This is a genomic window from Selenomonas sp. KH1T6, from assembly GCF_900108415.1.
Classification (GTDB): domain Bacteria; phylum Bacillota; class Negativicutes; order Selenomonadales; family Selenomonadaceae; genus Selenomonas_B; species Selenomonas_B ruminantium_A.
The window spans coordinates 1-18,644 of sequence record NZ_FNWN01000042.1 but is presented as its reverse complement, the minus strand read 5'-3'; the positions used below and the strand labels follow the sequence as shown (position 1 = coordinate 18,644).

The following is an 18,644-nucleotide window of genomic DNA, read 5'->3' as shown; positions in this document are numbered from 1 at the left end:
AGGAAGGCAGCCATGCAGGACGACCTTCCTCTGAGTAAAAAGGGGCGCATGATCTCGTCAACCGGTGAAAGGTCAAGAGCCATGAGCTTGACTGCCAGTTTGCGCTTCTTATTGTCGAAGCGCTTGAGGCGACTGTTGTGAATGCGTTGGGAGAGGAGCTGCTTGTAGGCAGCGTGGGAGCCAATATCAGGCAATCTCAGCATGATGTTCACCTTCTTTCAAGTACTATTGTACATGTGAACCATCAAACTGAGATGGGTGATACTCATTCGCAGCAGTATTTTGCCATAAAATGTGGGGGCACATTGAATAATGTGCCCTGACTCAAGTCAGACAAATAGAGGGCTTTGAGTTTTCTGATTTACATATATAGCTAGTGGGGGAGCCATAGTTGCAGAGTGGACAAAGCAACGGCTAGGATGGCGGTCCACTTGATGCAATTTAGACTCTGTTAAGGAAGAGTTAGACAGGATGGATTCATACACCTGTGAGAAAATTCTTTAATATAAGAATCTAAAAATACGCCCTTGACAAAAAGTCTTGGGCGTATTATCATATGTTACATGGAATTGGTTTCACAAGCAAGTGGAACTGTTTTCAGAGGTATCCCGGCAGGAATCTGGGGGATTGTGTAGAATACAGTCCGTAGTATAAGGTTCCTGTGTTATTGTTCTCATATATCTACGCGTATTTAGGGTATCGTTTCCAGAGAGGAAAGAGGAGGAATCATTCATGTCAGATTTACGTCTTGACAGCCCCATTCAGGGTAAGCTGGTACCGCTTTCAGAGGTCAAGGACCCGGCATTTGCCAGCGGGGCAATGGGCCGCGGTGCTGCTGTCAGCGAGCCTGCCGGCAAGGTTTATTCACCGGTGGATGGCGAGGTTACTGTGCTTTTTGAGACGAAGCACGCCATTGGCCTCCACGGTGAGAACGGCGCTGATATTCTCATTCATGTGGGTCTTGATACTGTGAACCTGAAGGGTGAGCATTTCACCGCTCATGTGGCACAGGGGGACAAGGTAAAGCGCGGCCAGCTCCTGCTTGAGTTTGATGTGGCTGCTATCGTGGCTGCAGGCTACGATGTGACTACCCCCGTGCTGGTGACCAATGCCGCTGATTTCGGCAAGATCACCGTGGCTCTGGGAGATCAGGAAATCTCCGACAGCGTTGAGGCAGCTGCCGAAGTTCCTGCAGCTGCTGCTGCAGCTTCTGGCCATGACGTGGCTGCTGATGAGGCAGAGCTGGCTAACCTCCCTGCTGAGGAGCGTGTGGCCAAGCTCATCGCCAAGTATGTGGGCGGCATGGACAATGTTCGCAGCGCCGAGCACTGCGCTACCCGCCTGCGCCTCATTGTCAATGACCGTGAGAAGATTGACGAGAAGGCCATCGAGAACATCGACGGTGTCAAGGGCCAGTTCTTCGCTGCTGCCCAGTACCAGATCATCCTGGGCACTGGCTTCGTAGACAAGGTCTATGATATCTTCGTGGCAGGCACTTCCCTGGGGGCTACCAGCAACAACAAGGCTGAGGCCTATGAGCAGATGTCTACTATGCAGAAGATTTCCCGCACTCTGGGCGACGTCTTTGTGCCCATCATTCCCGTGCTGGTGGCAACAGGTCTTTTCATGGGTCTGCGCGGTGCTTCCCAGGCTCTGGGCATGGAGTTCAGTGAAAATGTGCTCACCATGAGCCAGGTGCTGACTGACACCGCCTTCATCTTCCTGCCGGCCCTCGTGTGCTGGTCCACCATGAAGCGCTTCGGCGGCACCCCGGTCATCGGTCTGGTGCTGGGTCTCATGCTGGTGGCTCCTCAGCTGCCCAACGCCTGGGCTGCTATCCCTGGCGGCGCACAGCAGCCTCTTATCATGGATGTGCTGGGCTTCTCCGTTCCTGTTGTAGGTTATCAGGGGTCCGTGCTTCCCGCTCTGGTGCTGGGCATCCTGGCTGCCAAGCTGCAGGCCGGCCTGAAGAAGTTCGTGCCTGACCTCATCGACCTCATCGTTACCCCGTTCCTGACTCTGTTCATCTGCATGATTCTCGGCCTCCTGGTGGTTGGCCCCATCATGCACGCTCTTGAGAGCGCTGTCTTCGGCGCTGTGCAGGCCTTCCTGCAGCTGCCCTTCGGCATCGGCGGCATCGTGGTGGGCGGCCTCCAGCAGGTAGTGGTTGTCTTCGGTGTCCATCACATCTTCAATGCTCTGGAGGTTCAGCTCCTTGCTACCACCGGTGTGGATCCTTTCAACGCCATCATCACCGGTGCTATCGTGGCACAGGGCGGCGCTGCCGTGGCTGTGGCTGCCAAGACCAAGAACGCCAAGAAGCGTGCTCTCTACATCTCTTCTGCAGTTCCTGCCTTCCTTGGCATTACCGAGCCTGCTATCTTCGGTATCAACCTCCGCTTCATGAAGCCCTTCATCTATGGCCTGGTAGGCGGCGCCTGCGCAGGCGGTCTGGCAAGCTTCATGCAGCTGGCAGGCACCGGCATGGGCATCACGGTAATCCCTGGTACCCTGCTGTACCTTGACCATCTGCTTCCTTACATCATGGTCAATGTGGTTGGTTTTGCAGTGGCCTTCGCTCTGACCTTCACACTCTTCACTCCGGAAGAATAATATCATCTTGAAATATTAAGTAGGCGGCCTGAGACTTGAGCAAAACACAGCATAAGTCATGGGCCGCCTCTTTTCATAAGGAGGATGACCTTTATGGAAAAATTTGACAAGGCGGAAATAGACGCCAAAGTGCGGGAGGGTATGCCCTTCACCCATCGCTGGCATAACCGCTTTCATCTGGAAATGCCCTTTGGCCTCATCAATGACCCTAACGGTCTGACTTATTATAAGGATGAGTACCATATCTTCTATCAGTGGAATCCCTTGGGGGTAGTGCACAAGAATAAGTGCTGGGCTCATGTGAAGACCCGGGATTTCGTGCATTACTCCATGCCGGAGCTTTCCATGTGGCCCTCTGACGAGCACGACAAGGATGGCTGCTACTCCGGCTGCGGCACGGTGGAGAACGGACAGCTGCGGGTGGCTTATACCTGCAATGCCAAGGACGAAAACGGCAAGCGCACTCCTGCCCAGCGCTTCGGCACCCTGCAGGAGGATGGCACCGTCAAGAAAGAGGAAATCGTGGTGCCGGATGCGGCTCCCGGCTACACGGGGCACTTCCGTGACCCGTACATCTTCAGCCGCCATGGCAAGCGCTACTTCGTGCTGGGAGCCCAGCGTGAAGATGAGACTGGCACGGTGGTGGTTTATGAGGAAAATGAGGATGGCTGGCAGCTGAAAGGGGAGCTGGCTCACCGTCTGGGTGAGTTCGGCTACATGTGGGAGTGTCCGAACCTCCTGCGCTTCGGCGACTACGAAGCCCTGATTTTCTGTCCTCAGGGTCTGGAGGCCCGTGAGTATGACAGGCAGAACATCTATCAGGCGGGCTATGTGGCAGGCCATGCTTCCCTGGATGCCATGACTCTCCTGCATGGCAAGTTCCAGGAGCTTGACCACGGCTTTGATTTCTATGCTCCTCAGGTATTCCAGCACGAGGGACGCAACCTCATGCTGGGCTGGATGGGCATGCCGGACAAAGACGGGGATTACCCCACGGCTGAGAAGGGCTGGATGTTCAGCCTGACCATGCCTAGGGAGCTGACTCTGAGGCAGGGGCATATCTATTCCAAGCCCGCCCGGGAGATGAAGGCCCTGCGCATTGAGGAAACGGCGGTGACGCTTGACAGTGACAGCACTGATGAGCTGATCTGCGGCCTCTATGATACTTCCGAGGTCATTTTGGATATCAGCCTGGGAGAGGCTCACAGGGTCTCCCTGGAGTTGGTGTATGGCTTGGAAAAGACCGTCATTACCTACGATACTCAGGAGCAGGCCTGCACCATTGACCGCTCCGGCATGAAGCTGGGGGGCAAGGGCAAGCGCAAGTTCCGCCTCTATTCTGACGGTGTGCTGTCCCTGCGTCTCTTTGTGGACCGCACTGCTGTGGAAGCCTTCTTCCAGCATGGTGAGGAAGCAGCCAGCTTCTTCCTCTTCCCGGAGAAGAATATCCAGCCTGAGCTTCGCCTTTTCTCTGATGCGGATATGGAAAGCGTCTCCGGCCGCGTCTGGGAACTGGACAGCTACAAATTCAGCTGACTTTAGGACAAATGAAAAAGCCTGCTGCGCGGTTGCAGCAGGCTTTTTTGAGTTCAGTCATTGACGGCTTTATCCTCCGGAATTTCCACCAGGTGAACCCGGCGAACCCTTTCAAAGGGAATGCCTTCAAAGGAATAGCGCAGGTCAAGATATGCGCTGGAACGGGTAAAAATCACTTTCTTCAACGGGAATTTGCTGGACTTTTTGATTCGATCAATGTAGAACTTGGCTTCCTCAGCGCATAAGGGACCATTCTCGACGACGACACGAACGTCATCAATCATCATGATTGGACACCTCCAATGTAGAACAACGTACCTATACAAGCATCTGCCCGGTACGCAAGGGCTTAAGGCAAAGGCTGACATACTTTGAGCGTTTCAGCTTGTTACTGATTATACTATAGCATTTCCTCTTTGTTAAGGCCTTTTGACCTTCTTGTAACGCTGTTTCAGCCGAAATATGGATTTGTCATCCCAAAAAGAGAGAGAAAGTCTTGTATGCTTGCTTTTTTGGCGATTATCATAAAGAGAAAACCTTTACATAAGAAGTTTTAAGCTGAAATGAGACTAAAGAGAAATGTTATCTGAGTGATTCATCAGATGATTTGACAGGAAAGATGCCTTGTGTGATACTGAAGCAGATGGGAAGGGGGCAGAGATTTGAAGAAGTTTGGCAGAGCAGATGTCTTTCTCATGGTGCTCATGTTGCTGCTTTTGCTGGCAGGAGCACTCTTTTTCCGCCTGGAGGGGGAAAATAACCTCTATGGGGAGATTACCCTGGACGGCGAACTCTATCGGCGCATAGAGTTGACGGGGCACAGGGGGAAGGAATCCTTTGAGATTGAAACGCCTAAGGGAAGAAATACCATCTTGATAGAGGAGGAATCTATCAGGGTGTTGGAGGCGGATTGTCCGGACAAAATCTGCGTGAAGACGGGGCGCCTTTCCAAAGCCGGGGAAACGGCGGCTTGCCTGCCCCACAAATTGTTGATAGAAATAAAAGCAGGACCACTGCCCTGAGCGGGTGTGGTCCTGCTTTCATTATCTGGTTTTGCCTGCGCTGCTCCTGCCGGGGGCGGGAGCGTCGCTGGTGTTTGTATCGCGGGTGGGAGCTTCCTCCTGCACACTCTGGCGGGGAGCTTCTTCGGCGCGGCTTTCGCGTTCGCGCAGTGCCCGGTTGCGCTCGGGGATTTCTTCTTCTTCGTCATCCCTGTCAGCCTTGACGGTTTCTCTGCGGCTGCTGCTGGTGGAGCGTTCCTCTCTATCGGAACTGCTGCTGCTATGTTTGATGCTGCTGGCCCTGCCTATGCTGGTGTCGCTTTCCGGCACTTCCGTAGCGGTGGAGGGGATGGAGCTTTCATACTCCGCCTCAGCCCGCTCGATGCGGGACTTCATGCTGGCATTCATGGTGATGCCTAAAGTATCTACAAGAGCTGTGCGCAGCTCGGAAACCTTGGGAATCCAGTAGGAAATGCCCTCAATGTAGAGGGGGCGTCCCGGCACCATCTCGGTCTTGAGGCCGTTGCCCTTGGCTTTGTTCAGGGAGCCGGCGAATTCCAGAAGCTGGCGCACAGAAAGGTCGGTCTTGACGGACTCGAAGACCTCGGCAATGACAGAGGGGAGTTTCGGGATGATGGCGGGGGAAGTGACCTTCTCCATGCAGGCCTTCATGAAAGCCTGCTGGCGCTTGATGCGGCCGATGTCTCCCTCTTCGTCACGGTAGCGCACATAGGTGACGGCGGTTTTGCCGTCCATGTGCTGCAGGCCCGGGCGCAGATCGATGAGCAGGCCGCCGTCATCGTCCCAGGGGTCTTCGTAGTACATGCGTTTTTCCACATCAATGTCCACGCCGCCCAGAGCATCAATGATGCGCTGGAAAGCTTTGACATTGACGATGATGTAGTGGTCCATGTTCACCCCCAGGAATTCCTCTACGGTATCCTGGGTCAGGCGCTCCCCGCCATAGGCGTAGGCGGCGTTGATTTTGTCGTAGCCGTGGCCTTTGATTTTCACCCGGGTATCGCGGGGAATGGAAAGGAGGGCTGCCTGGTCAAGCTTGGGGTCGATGGTGGCAATCATCAGGGTGTCGGAGCGTCCCACATCGTCAGCCCGCTCGTCCACCCCCATGATCATGATGGTAGACTTGTCCTTGGCGGTGAGGAGTTCTTCCTTTTTTTCCTTAGCCACGGTAGGCTTGTCCTCCAGGCTGGAGGAAGCAAAATAGGCTCCGGCCAGGGCTGCGCCGAGGAAGACGAACGCTGCCAGCACCCAGGGCCAAATGCTTTTTTTATGCTTGTTTTTTCTGGGGGGGATACTGGAGTTTGAAGCTGCCAATAGATAACCTCTTCTTTCTTATTATAATGTAATCAGAATCACTAAAAGTCCTAGAAATAGTCATGCAGGACAATTATACATAGTACAGCACAATTATATATAGTATGGTAGCACTGTGCAATTAAAATTTTATGAAAGCAGGATAATTTTTCATTAAAAATAAAAGACAGAATGGCTCATTGCCTGGTAAACAGATTGACAGGTGCAGCGTAAAAATGCTATCATTGTCAAGGGATATGTAAATAAGGTATCTTCCAGACTCAAAATGAGGCCGTTGGCTGAAAGTGTTGGCACGGTCAATTTGAGTTTTTTCGTTGTGTTGTTTTCACTTCTGCGGTGCAGTGACGCCGCAAGGGCATTAGGGAGGAAAACTAATGATCGCACGTTACACGAATCCTGAGATGGGCGCTATTTGGACGGATACGGCCAAGTGGCAGCGGGTACTGGAGGTAGAGCTGGCTGCCTGTGATGCAGCTGCAGAGCTGGGATATATCCCGAAAGACGCTGTGCAGCGCATTCGTGAGAAAGTAAATGCCGGCCCTGTCTTCACCGTAGAGCGCATCCTTGAGATCGAGGCTGTTACTCACCATGATCTCATCGCTTTTCTGACCACTGTGGCAGAGAATGTGGGCGAGGATTCCAAGTACATCCACATGGGACTCACTTCCTCTGACGTGGAGGATACTGCTACCTGCCTGCAGCTGAAGGACGCTGCAGACATCATCCTGGAGGATCTGAAGAAGTTCCGCGAGGTAGTACGCCGCCGTGCCTCTGAGTTCAAGCACACTCCCTGCATCGGCAGGACCCACGGCATCCATGCCGAGCCCATGACCCTGGGCCTGAAGTTCCTCCTGTGGAGCGCAGAGGTGGATCGCTGCATCGACCGTCTGGAGCACGCCAAGAAGACTATTTCCGTGGGCAAGCTTTCCGGTGCTGTGGGCACCTACTCCAACATCGACCCGAAAATAGAGGAGATGGCCTGCAAGGCTCTGGGCCTTGAACCCACGCCGCTGGCTACCCAGGTTATCCAGCGTGACCGTCATGCAGAGTTCATCACCACTCTCGCCCTTATTGCCAGCTCCTTCGAGAAGTTCGCTACCGAGGTCCGCAACTGGCAGCGCACGGATATCCGCGAGGCTGAGGAGTTCTTCTCCAAGGGCCAGAAGGGTTCCTCTGCCATGCCCCACAAGCGCAACCCCATCAACTGCGAGCGCATTTCCGGCATGGCCCGTTTGGTGCGTGGCAATGCCCAGGCAGCTATGGAGAACATCACTCTCTGGCATGAGCGTGATATCTCCCACTCTTCCGTGGAGCGCGTGATCCTGCCGGACAGCACCATCAACGTGGATTACTGCGTGCAGAAGTTCACCAATATTATAGATAAGCTTTTGGTTTATCCTGAAGCCATGTTGGAGAATCTCAACCGCACCGGCGGCCTGATTTACAGCCAGCGCCTGCTGCTGACTATAGTAGGCAAGGGCGTATTGCGCGAGGATGCCTACAAGTGGGTGCAGCGGAATGCCATGAAGCGTTGGCTGGAAGGGGAAGACTTCAAGGCTAACGTCGAGAAAGATGAGGATATTACCAAATATCTTACTAAAGAGGAAATTGACGGGTGCTTTGACTACAATTATTTCCTCCGTCATGTGGATACGATTTTTGAGAGGTTTGGGCTCTAATTTTCGTTTCGGCTGTTCATTTTCTTTATAGTAAAGAAAACGAACCAAGCTGCGTGTGACACACCGTGTCACACTACGCCTCGCACGAAATCTAAGCGATTACAAGTCCTTCGGACTTGAAATAGCCAAGATTTCGTAGCGAAAGAAAGCGCGGCCTTGCCTTTCATCCATGAAAGCCAACGGCCGCGGAACGCCCATCCATGGGCTGAAGTTTGAGTGGCTTTGGGTGGGCACAATTATTAAGGAGCGATTTTTATGTCTACTGTTGTTATTACTGGTACCCAGTGGGGCGATGAGGGCAAGGGGAAGATTGTTGACTACCTGGCCCAGCAGGCTGAGACTGTGGTGCGTTTCCAGGGGGGCAGTAATGCCGGGCACACCGTCATGGTTGATGGCGAGGCTTATAAGCTGCGCCTGCTTCCTTCCGGTATCCTTTATAAGGGGACACATAACATCATTGCTAATGGCGTGGTGGTGAATCCTGAGGTTATGCTGCAGGAAATGGATGCCATGGAAGCCCGTGGCATTGATGTGTCTGGCATCCGCTTGTCGGACCGGGCACACGTGGTCATGCCCTACCACCGTCTCATGGACGGCCTGGGTGATGAGCAGAAGGGTGAGGGCAAGATTGGCACTACCAAGAACGGCATCGGCCCTTGCTACATCGACCGTGATGACCGCATTGGCATTCGTGTCTGTGACTGGATGGATCCCGAGGTCTTCGCTGAGAAGCTGAAGGTGAATCTGGAAAAGAAGAACAAGGAACTGCAGGCTATCTATAACCATGAGCCCCTTGACTACGATGAGATCTACAAGGAGTACATGGGCTATGCTGACAGGCTCCGTCCCTATGTGTGCGATGCCATCACCCTGCTGAACGATGAAATCGACTCTGGCCGCAAGGTGCTCTTCGAGGGCGCCCAGGCTACCATGCTGGACATCGACTACGGCACTTATCCTTACTGCACTGCTTCCCACCCAATTTCTGGCGGCGTGGCTGTAGGCGCAGGGGTTTCTCCCAAGAAGATTGGCAAGGTCTATGGCGTGGTGAAGGCTTATTGCACCCGTGTGGGCGAAGGTCCCTTCCCCACTGAGCAGCTGAACGAGATCGGCGAGAAGCTCCGTGAGGCAGGCCATGAGTACGGCGTGGTCACTGGCCGTCCCCGCCGCACGGGCTGGCTGGATGCTGTGGTAGTGCGTTATGCAGGGGTTATCTCCGGCATCGACTACATGGCCATCACCCGTCTGGACATCCTGGACGGCTTTGACGAAATCAAGATGTGCACGGGCTACAAGTACAAGGGCGAGATCCTGAAGCTAGTGCCTGCCAGCTTGAAGGTAGTGGCCGAGTGCGAGCCTGTGTACGAGACCTTTGAGGGCTGGAAGACGGATATCAGCGGCATCCGCAAATACGAAGACCTGCCGGAGAAGGCCAGGAAGTATGTGGAGCGCATGGCTGAGGTCACGGGCATTGACATCGGCATCGTCTCCGTGGGTCCCAACCGCGACCAGACCATCGTGGTGACAAAAAATATTTTCTGATTTTCGCAGTAAAATATTACAATTTCACATTACAGATTAACACACGAGGAAGCCTTATGTTGCAAGGCTTCCTCGTATTTTTTACCCTAATTGATTAGCTTTCTAACAGTCAACTTAGGTTTACCATCTGAGAAAAATTTTCAAATTTCCTCTTGCAATTGTGAAACCAGTTTGCTATTATGGGCCTGTAAGCGGGACTGAAGTCCCAAATATGTAATTTTATTCGTCAGTTTGACTAGAAAGGAAGCATTATGAACCTCAAGAACATCCCTATCGGTTCCAAGATTCTCTCCCTGGTGATAGTAGCCCTGCTGGGCATGGCTTTTATCGGTTTTAACGGCTATCGCGGCCTGTCCAATGCCAGTGATGACATTGACAATATGTACAGCCGCAAGCTTCAGGCCACCAAGCTTTTAGGAAATGAAATCAACTATATGCGCATGGTGCAGGTACGCATTGTGAAACACGTGCTTGACCCCAAAGATGCAAAGGTTAAGGCCTCCATCCACGATGCTATGGACAGCTTCGAGAAGGAATGGCCTGCCTACAGAGACCTGGGCGCCCGGGTGCCTGAGACAGCTAATGATATAGCTCAGGCCGAGGCTAACTGGAAGAAATTCAAAGACGGTGTTCTTGAGGCAGAGCGCCTGGCAGACAAGGGCGAAACCCAGGCTGCCTGGAACTACTACCAGGGGGTAGAGGCCGGGGTAACCCAGGACCTGTTGAAGAACCTCACTGCCCTGCAGAAGATTGCCAATGACAATGCAGACAAGCTGAATGAGGAAGTTTCCTCCTCCATGTCTTCCAACCTGTGGTTCATGACCGTGGTTACCCTGGTTTGCCTTACACTCCTGGGACTTATGTCCTTCTTCATCATCCGCGAGATCATCACCAGCATCCGCCAGATGATTGATAACTGCCGCAACATGGGCGAGGGCGATTTCCGCCACAAGCCTCTGCTGGGCCGTGGCGATGAGCTGGGCGAGATGGATGCGGCTCTTCACGAGATGCGCACGAAGATGAACAAGCTCATGCGTGAAGTCCATGACAGCGCCCAGCAGCTGGCTGCAGCTTCTGAGGAGCTCACCGCTTCTTCCGGCCAGGCTGCCCAGGTTTCCACCCAGGTGGCTCAGTCTGCTACTGATGTGGTTGGCTCCGTAGAGAAGCAGGAGCGTTCCGTAGCTAATACCAACAACGCTGTGGAGAGCCTGCAGGCTTCCATGGAAGGCATCCGTCAGGAATCTGCGCGGGTGGCAGAGCGTTCCGGCGCTGCTTCCAACCATGCTACCGTAGGCTCCACCGCTATTGACGGCTCCGTGGCCCAGATGAAGGAAGTTGAGTCAACTGTGCTGGGCACCGCCAAGCTGGTTGACCGTCTGGGCAACCGCTCCAAAGAAATCGGCGAGATCGTGGATACTATTTCCTCCATTGCCGAGCAGACCAATCTGCTGGCTCTCAATGCTTCCATCGAGGCTGCCCGTGCCGGCGAGCAGGGCCGCGGTTTCAATGTGGTGGCAGGCGAGGTGGCCAAGCTGGCCAGCGAGTCCCAGGAAAGTGCCAAGAAGATTGCCGAGCTTATCGCAGCTATCCAGGAGGATACCTCCGCTGCTGTGGCTTCCATGGATGCAGGCCGTGAGGCTGTGAAGGCTGGTGTGGATTCCGTAGAGGGCCTGCGCGCCACTTTTGAAGACATCAACTGCCTGGTGCAGGAAGTATCTGATGAGATTCAGGCTGTGTCCGGCTCCATCACCAAGATGACCCGCGAGACGGAGACCATCACTGAGGATATCAGCCAGATCAGTTCTGCTTCCACCCAGGTTTCCGGTGAGATGCAGGCTGTCTCCGCCGCCACTGAGCAGCAGAGCGCCTCTGCCCAGGAAATCGCAGCTGCCAGCGACGCTCTGGCAGTCCTGGCCCAGAAACAGCAGGCATCTCTGGCAGGCTTCAGTTTCTAAGAAGAATTTAATATACATTTAATAAATCATTCGGCCCTTGCAGGAATTTTCTTGCAAGGGTCGAATTTTTTGCGCTAGGGAGTATCCCTTAATTTTCAATCTCGTAAAAATCTTCCAGGGAGGGAAAGCAGGGTGCGGAATGTCCATTCCGTACAGAATTTTTTAAATTTTAGGAAAGAGGAGTTTTTATGAAACTGCAAACCAAGGCGATAATTTTGCTGGATATCTTCATTGTCGTGGCCTGTGTCTGCATGGGAGTGCTGGGGTACCGCAGCGCCAACGAAGGCTTTGACGAAGCGCTGCAGATGAAGGCCTATTCCAATGCAGTCTCCTTCCAGGAGGTCATGGAGCACCGCCATCCCGGGTTGTGGCAGGTGAAGGGCAATGAACTTTACAAAGGAGATTACAAGGTCAATGGGGCCGAGGAGCTGGTAGATTCTCTGGGGAAGGTTTGCAAAGGTCACGTGACTTTCTTCCTGGGGGATACCCGTATTGCCACCACCGTCAAGGGTGAGGGCGGCGGCAGGGCCGTGGGCACCAAGTGCTCGGCACCTGTAGCTGAGTCAGTGCTGAAGAAGGGTGAGTTCTTCGTGGGTCCGGCTAATGTGCTGGGAGAGGAATTCCAGAGTGCTTATGAACCCATCAAGGACGCGAACGGTCAGATTATTGGCATGCTCTTCGTAGGGCTTTCCAACAGTGAGTTTGACGGCATACGCAGCAGCTTTATGACCTCTGTCATCGTCGCCATGCTGCTCATCATGATCCTGGCAGGGGTGCTTTCCTATGTGGTGGTGGGCAAAGCGCTGCGGCCTATGATGGCCCTCACCTCAGGCATGGAGCGCATTGCCGAAGGCGACCTTACGGGGCAGCCTGTGCCTGTGGAATCAGAGGACGAAATAGGCAAGTTGGCTTTCTGCGGCAACAACATGCAGAAAAAGCTGAGGAATTTAGTCGGAAATGTGTCAGACTCTGCACAGACTGTGTCTGCTGCAGCCGAGGAGCTCACTGCCAGTGCCATGCAGACGGCAGAAGCGGTGAACAGCGTGGCTGAGAGTACAGTCACCCTGAGCCGGGGGGCTGCCACCCAGGCAGAGGTCATCAGCCAGGTGGAATACGAGGCCAGAGGCATGTCCGAGAAGGTTACTGCCCTGGCAGGCAGCGCCCAGACCATGCGTGATGCTTCCCTGCAGAGCCGTGAGCTGGCCAGAGTGGGCGGCCAGTCCGTGGATCAGGCCGTGGCCCAGATCCAGCAGATAGCCAGCCAGGTGGCAAGTTCCGCCCAGGTGGTGGCTTCCCTGGGCAAGCGTTCCGACCAGATTGGGGAAATCGTGGACACCATTTCCAACATCTCTGCCCAGACTAACCTGCTGGCTTTGAATGCCGCCATTGAGGCTGCCCGGGCCGGCGAGGCAGGACGGGGATTCTCCGTAGTGGCAGACGAGGTGAGGAAGCTGGCGGAGCAGTCCAGCGAGGCTGCAGGCAATATAGCCAATCTTATCGTGGACATTCAGAAGGACACCCAGGAGGCGGTCAATGCCATAGAAGAAGGCAATCGCAATGTGTCCGAAGGGGCCAATGCTGTGGCTTCCACCGGCGAGGCTTTCCGGGATATCGAGCGGCAGGTGAATCTCCTGGGAGATCATATCAAAGAATCCCTGGAGCATATCCGGGTGGTGGAGGACACCAGCAAGAACATCCTGACTTCCATGTCCCACCTCCAGGCCCAGAGCCGCAAGTTCGAAGAGGAGTCCCAGAATATCTCTGCCGCCACCCAGCAGCAGAGCGCTACCATGCACGAGGTTACTGACTCCAGCCATCAGCTGGCCACCATGGCCCAGAATCTGCAGAACGAAGTGCAGAAGTTCAAGGTGTAGGCATAAGGAGGTGCCTTCTCTAAACGGGGAGGCACTTTGTATCAGGCAACACAAAAAGCCACTGCTGAGAGCAGTGGCTTGAATTTCTTTTGGAGCGGGCAATGGGAGTCGAACCCACCTCTAAAGCTTGGGAAGTAAGTGCGTGATTCTGACGGCAATTTTTAGAATATGTGTTCTGAAGCTGAAAACCCTTTATTTTCAAGGGCTGACGGCTTCTTTCCCATTTTTCGCCCCAGGCAAAATGCCGCTATTCTGTCCGTTATTTTCACTCATTTTCAGTCGTTTTAATGCTGATAAGGTGCAAAACAAGGTGTTTGACCCAGAATAGAAGCTTTTCTAGAACTGGTTAATTACCTTTAGTATACTACATATTGACAAGTTTTGCCTATGGCAAACTTAGAATAATTGCGTTATAATTTAGACAAAAGGTGGCGATATACCCATGGGAGATAGTGCAGACTGGATGGAAGATAAGGCAAAGGCCAGACGTAAGGGGAAGGATTCTGTCTTCATTGACCTCTTCCATATCCCTGCTAACGCTGTGGAGCTTGTGAAGGCTCTTAGCCCGTGGATGGCAGTGACTGAGGATGATATAGAGTTCGTGACCCTGCACTCTGTGCTGATGGTACGTCCTTACAATGACTTAGGGCTACTGGTGAAGGATAAGATCATCTTCTGCTCGGAGGCCCAGTCTACTTGGTCGCTGAATGTTCTGGTGAGGATGTTCCTATACCTGGCAGAGACCTACAACCGCTACATCCAGAGTCATAAGGAAATGAACATATATGGAACGAAAAAGATAACCATTCCCAAACCTGCTTGCTTTGTGATCTATACAGGAGATAAGAAGAACCTGCCGGAGTTCCTGCACTTGGCTGAAGAGTTCTTTGCAGGTGATTCTGCTTTGGATTTAAAGGTGAAGGTGCTGGCTACCCCAGGTACCACGGACATAGTGCAGCAGTATATCCGTTTCTGTCATCTGTTCGATGAGCAGGTTAAGGTACATGGGAAAACGAAGTTGGCTATAGAAGAAACGATACGGCTTTGCCGTGATGAGAATGTATTGGCAAAGTACCTTGAGGAACGTGAAGGGGAGGTTGAGGATATCATGATGACGCTGTTCAGCCAGGAAGAGGTCAATGAGAGATATGGGAATGAGTGCCGTGAAGAAGGGCGTATTGAGGGACGTACTGAAGGTCGTGAAGAAAATATGCTTTCCTCTATCTATAACTTGATGGACACGATGAATTTTACGGTGGAAAAGGCTATGGATGCATTGAAGGTGCCAATGGAGGATAGGGAGCGTTATGCATCAGCTATAAAGGCTATGTGAATATGTATGCTTTTGATACTAAAACATATTATGATGTGAACATTTGTTCATATGTATAAAGGGAGGGAAGTTCATTGAACCTGAAAGAAGCTCGCATACTTCAAGCTCGTTTGAAGAAGGAACTGGCGGAGTTGCGCAGCCAGAGGGAGGAGGTTTCTGTGGTGGAGATGCTGCCCACAGAGGACTTCCATGACTACATCAATGATACGCCGGAAGATTTGTGTGAGAAAATTGATGCTGCCATAGACAAGCTGATTGCCGTGGAGGACTGCATCCGCAAGGCCAATACGCGGCAGTTGGACATACCTGAGTACCCGGAGATTCATTCCATAGGCGAGCTGGTGTCCAGAGTGATACAGCTCCGTCAGGAGGCAAAGTATTACCGTTCCATGGCAGGGAAGCCCAAGCGTGAGAAAGCATCCTCGGGCTATAGAAGCGTTTCGGATGGCACTGTGATGGTTACTACCATTGGCCATGATCTGGCGGTGGAGAAGAGCCAGAAGCTTATACTGGAGTGTGAGAAAATGTCTTTGCTGATTGAGAAAATCGACATGGAGACAGAGGTGGACTGCTAAGTTTAGTAACATTGGTATGAGCAGACTTGCCGAGGTTCTTCAAGATGGGGGCAGGACGGTGCCCAGCTAGGTAACATGGAACGTTGTACGTTTTATAAGCAATCACGGTACATAGCACATCTCAAAGAGAAGTTTTGCAGAATAATGGATTTAGGCAAGTTTGTTTCATATAAGGCCGCCGGTGGGGATTTCTTCATTGGTGGCCTTTTTGCGCATAGGAAAAAGGACTCCCATGGCTATAACGGGTCATAGGAGTCCTTTTAATCTGAATGGAGAGGTTCTGAGCAGTCCTGCTCATGATATCGTTCAAGGAACACCGCAATGTCTTCTTTGTGGATTTCAGAAAGGCCACGATATTTTTTTATCAGGGCAAGCTCCTGCTGGGAGCAGCCATCGAACTCGCGTTCATCCCCCAGGAGCCAGGCCAATGATACGTTTTCGCTGACAGCCACGCGCACAAAACCATCAGCATCAGGTTGCCCTTTTCCGGACAGCCAGCCACGGAGGCTGCTCCGGGTGGTGCCTATGCGACTGGTATAACCTTTTTATATAGTACATCTCAATGAAAATTTTAGGCAGAATAATGGATTCAGGCAAGATTGTTTCATATGGTCCGTCGGTGGAGATATTCCATAGGCGGACTTTTTTCATTTCCGTTTTCGTTTAATGTGAATGTAAAATAAATTTCAGACTTGTTATTTTTTTTTTCTGTATGCTATAATAATAGCGGAGGCGTTAGAGGTAGATGCTAATATTTCTTCCAGATATAGTTGCGGAGAGGCAAGCTAACTGTGCTTGTTGCTTATTTAGCAAGGGAGTAATAAATATGACAAAAGAAGAAAGACGGCAGGAACTACTTGAGATTCTTGCGGAGCGTAGAGGTATTGTTGATATTGACGAGATAGAGAACGATACCCTAGCAGAATTGGAAGAATTATATGAAGAGCTACAACCTTTTATTGATGAAGATGATGATGGTTGTGGTGCATTTTCTTTTGACTAAAATACCTTGACTGCCCGAGTGGCTGATGTGAAATAAGCAGAGAAACAATGGTAGCGTCTACCGATGGCTCAATTATTGTTGCATAATATGCTCATCGCGTAACACATTGCTTTCGAGTGCTTGTTTGTGGTGAGCATATTATATTTTGGGGGCTTGGAAATATTAGTTACGCAATCTTTATTTTACTAAAATCTGTAAAATACTGATTCTTGTATTTATTACAAGAGAAAATGAATATGTTGTTCTTGGGTGATAATAATGAAATTATCAAAGTATAATTTTTTTAAAAAATACGATAATTCAACAGTTTATTTTAACGCTGCAACTTGTGCACTAGCAATTGTTGATGAATGTTTTTTACGTGTTGTAGATGATATAAAAAATAATTGCTTCGATGAAGCTAAATATGATTCAAGACTTGTAAATGATATGAAAATTTCTGGTTGCATTGTAAATGATGATGTCGATGAATTAGAACGACTGCAATTTTATCGCAATCTTACTAAATATGATGCAACAAATCTTAGCTTGACTATTGCTCCAACGCTTGATTGTAATTTTCGGTGCAAATATTGCTTTGAAACTCACCCTAAAGGAATTATGAGCAGTGACATACAAGCAGCACTGCTAAAATTCGTTGAAAAACATTTGGAAGGAGTTAAAAAGTTTTCCGTTACATGGTATGGTGGAGAACCATTGCTCGCAAAGAGTGTTGTTTATAGTCTGTCGGAGAAGTTTTTAGAACTTTGTGTGAAGAGGAATATTAAGTATGATGCATTTATTATCACAAATGCAAGTTTGATAGATGCATTGGATATTGAAAAATTCAAGAAATATAAGATAAATCGTGTGCAAGTTACTATTGATGGACCTAAAGAAATTCATGATCAACGTCGTAGATGCATTACTAGAGAAAGTACTTATGATAAACTGATTGAAAATGTAAATTCTCTTTTAAATAATGATTTATCTGTTGCGATAAGAATTAATATAGACAAGGAAAATATCAGTAATGTTGATGAACTGTTGCAGGATCTTAGTAGGCGAATAGACAGATATAAGAATTTGAATATTGGATTTGGAAAAGTTTCTCCTTTTACTGAAATATGCAAATCGATTGAAGAGGATTGCTACAGTTACGAACAATTTGCGGATGTGATGTTGTCACTTTATGGAAAAGTAGCTGATTACGGTCTGAAAGTTAGTAGAAAGCTGATTTATCCTATAGTACGCATGAATTATTGCGGTTGTGCTGACTGTGTCAATAGTTTTGTGGTTGATAACAGTGGTTCTTTATACAAGTGTTGGAATGATGTTGGAAATGAAAAAAATTCCTGTGGCAATGTGAATGATTTTCGAATTGAAGGAAATTATATGAATTCCATTCAGTGGAATCCGATTAGAATTGATAAATGCAGGGAATGTCAGTATTTGCCTGTATGCATGGGTGGGTGTCCAAGTGCTGCAAAACAGGCAGGAGAACCTGTTTGTGGCACGATTAAGTATAATTTGGATAGGGTTTTAGAGTATTATTATTACAAATTGAGGAGGTAATCAGAATGATTTTTTTAGTGGAACCGATGGACATGAAGGTGGAAGTCGACACGTGTACTTGCCTCGGCGGTCTTTGTGTTGATGATGGAGAAGATCCATACGAAAGATGATTTTATAATTGATATGTTTCAATAATTAATGAAAAGCTTCGTAGGTAAGGTTTACCTGCGAAACTGAGTCTATCCCGGATTTTGTGTAAACCTCCCGAGTGATGTAAAATAGAAACATCATTTGGGAGGTGTTTTTATGGAAAGCGATAAACCACCCGGTGTATGAAATATAAAAAAAGCCCAGCCAAGCGGCTAGGCTCTCAAAGGTAAGCGGTAAATAATACGGTGTATTTAAACTGTGCCTCCCATATGAGATAATTGACTAAAATCACTCACATGAAAAAGCTGAAAAAGTCATTTTAGCCATTTATCTCATTGGGAGGTCTTTGTTTTGACTCAAATTCAACAAATCAAGCATCGGCAGTCCATGGATTACTGGAAACAGGTTATCCTGGCCCAGCAGCAGAGCGGCCTTAAGGCCAGGGAATATTGCCGCCAGCAGGACATCAAATACAACGCGTTCTACTACTGGCTCCGCAAAATCCGTGAGGAGATCGTGGAAGGCATGCCGCAGTTGAAGGCAGAGACAGCAGA

Annotated in this window: 17 protein-coding genes; 13 read left to right on the top strand and 4 right to left on the bottom strand. The window is 50.5% G+C overall.

The features are described from left to right. Window positions 1–203: hypothetical protein (locus BLW59_RS15360; RefSeq protein ID WP_139283719.1), on the bottom strand; the 203-nt coding region annotated here is incomplete at its 3' end. A gap of 529 nt (window positions 204–732) precedes the next feature. Between BLW59_RS15360 and BLW59_RS15355 the strand changes: the two genes are divergently transcribed. Both BLW59_RS15355 and BLW59_RS15350 read left to right on the top strand, forming a co-directional pair. After that, a complete protein-coding gene (locus BLW59_RS15355) occupies window positions 733–2,613 on the top strand; it encodes a glucose PTS transporter subunit IIA (protein ID WP_074698477.1) in 1,881 nt (626 codons plus the stop codon). 93 nt (window positions 2,614–2,706) lie between these two features. After that, entirely contained in the window at window positions 2,707–4,149 is a 1,443-nt protein-coding gene (locus tag BLW59_RS15350; protein WP_029546109.1) for a glycoside hydrolase family 32 protein, read from the top strand. 53 nt (window positions 4,150–4,202) lie between these two features. Here the strand turns inward: BLW59_RS15350 and BLW59_RS15345 are convergent, their stop codons facing one another. Next, window positions 4,203–4,436, bottom strand: a complete 234-nt coding sequence (locus BLW59_RS15345; RefSeq protein WP_029546108.1) for a hypothetical protein — start codon at window positions 4,434–4,436, stop codon at window positions 4,203–4,205. A 375-nt stretch (window positions 4,437–4,811) separates the two neighbouring features. On the opposite strand from BLW59_RS15345, the gene BLW59_RS15340 reads away from it, so the two are divergent. Then, window positions 4,812–5,171, top strand: a complete 360-nt coding sequence (locus BLW59_RS15340) for a NusG domain II-containing protein (RefSeq protein WP_318258680.1) — start codon at window positions 4,812–4,814, stop codon at window positions 5,169–5,171. Between the two features lie 21 nt (window positions 5,172–5,192). On the opposite strand, the gene BLW59_RS15335 is transcribed toward BLW59_RS15340, so the two are convergent. After that, window positions 5,193–6,485 carry an LCP family protein gene (locus tag BLW59_RS15335; RefSeq protein WP_074698476.1) on the bottom strand — a complete coding sequence of 431 codons (1,293 nt, stop codon included), beginning with the start codon at window positions 6,483–6,485 and terminating at the stop codon, window positions 5,193–5,195. A 374-nt stretch (window positions 6,486–6,859) separates the two neighbouring features. Between BLW59_RS15335 and purB the strand changes: the two genes are divergently transcribed. The 7 genes from purB to BLW59_RS15300 all read left to right on the top strand — a co-directional run bounded on the left by purB (window position 6,860) and on the right by BLW59_RS15300 (window position 15,443). Beyond that, a complete protein-coding gene (gene purB, locus BLW59_RS15330) occupies window positions 6,860–8,164 on the top strand; it encodes an adenylosuccinate lyase (protein ID WP_029546105.1) in 1,305 nt (434 codons plus the stop codon). Window positions 8,165–8,419: 255 nt separating this feature from the next. Further along, window positions 8,420–9,706 carry an adenylosuccinate synthase gene (locus tag BLW59_RS15325; RefSeq protein ID WP_029546104.1) on the top strand — a complete coding sequence of 429 codons (1,287 nt, stop codon included), beginning with the start codon at window positions 8,420–8,422 and terminating at the stop codon, window positions 9,704–9,706. Window positions 9,707–9,957: 251 nt separating this feature from the next. Beyond that, window positions 9,958–11,661 (top strand): methyl-accepting chemotaxis protein, encoded by a 1,704-nt coding sequence (locus BLW59_RS15320; protein WP_074698475.1) that lies wholly within the window; start codon window positions 9,958–9,960, stop codon window positions 11,659–11,661. Window positions 11,662–11,849: 188 nt separating this feature from the next. Continuing rightward, window positions 11,850–13,535, top strand: coding sequence for a methyl-accepting chemotaxis protein (locus BLW59_RS15315; protein ID WP_074698474.1), 1,686 nt, complete (start codon window positions 11,850–11,852; stop codon window positions 13,533–13,535). A 142-nt stretch (window positions 13,536–13,677) separates the two neighbouring features. Next, on the top strand, window positions 13,678–13,863 hold the full coding sequence (locus BLW59_RS15310; protein WP_074698473.1) for a hypothetical protein: 186 nt from the start codon (window positions 13,678–13,680) through the stop codon (window positions 13,861–13,863). A gap of 114 nt (window positions 13,864–13,977) precedes the next feature. Then, window positions 13,978–14,868, top strand: coding sequence for a hypothetical protein (locus BLW59_RS18245; protein ID WP_074698472.1), 891 nt, complete (start codon window positions 13,978–13,980; stop codon window positions 14,866–14,868). A gap of 74 nt (window positions 14,869–14,942) precedes the next feature. After that, complete coding sequence (locus tag BLW59_RS15300; RefSeq protein WP_074698471.1) at window positions 14,943–15,443, top strand: hypothetical protein; 501 nt, start codon at window positions 14,943–14,945, stop codon at window positions 15,441–15,443. 260 nt (window positions 15,444–15,703) lie between these two features. Here the strand turns inward: BLW59_RS15300 and BLW59_RS17535 are convergent, their stop codons facing one another. Beyond that, on the bottom strand, window positions 15,704–15,895 hold the full coding sequence (locus tag BLW59_RS17535) for a hypothetical protein (RefSeq protein WP_139283718.1): 192 nt from the start codon (window positions 15,893–15,895) through the stop codon (window positions 15,704–15,706). Between the two features lie 374 nt (window positions 15,896–16,269). On the opposite strand from BLW59_RS17535, the gene BLW59_RS17865 reads away from it, so the two are divergent. The 3 genes from BLW59_RS17865 to tnpA form a co-directional block, all read left to right on the top strand. After that, on the top strand, window positions 16,270–16,446 hold the full coding sequence (locus BLW59_RS17865; protein ID WP_175463475.1) for a hypothetical protein: 177 nt from the start codon (window positions 16,270–16,272) through the stop codon (window positions 16,444–16,446). 258 nt (window positions 16,447–16,704) lie between these two features. Then, entirely contained in the window at window positions 16,705–18,000 is a 1,296-nt protein-coding gene (locus BLW59_RS15290; RefSeq protein WP_074698469.1) for a radical SAM/SPASM domain-containing protein, read from the top strand. Between the two features lie 441 nt (window positions 18,001–18,441). Next, a partial coding sequence (gene tnpA, locus BLW59_RS15285) for an IS66 family insertion sequence element accessory protein TnpA (protein ID WP_139283717.1) occupies window positions 18,442–18,644 on the top strand: 203 nt, incomplete at its 3' end.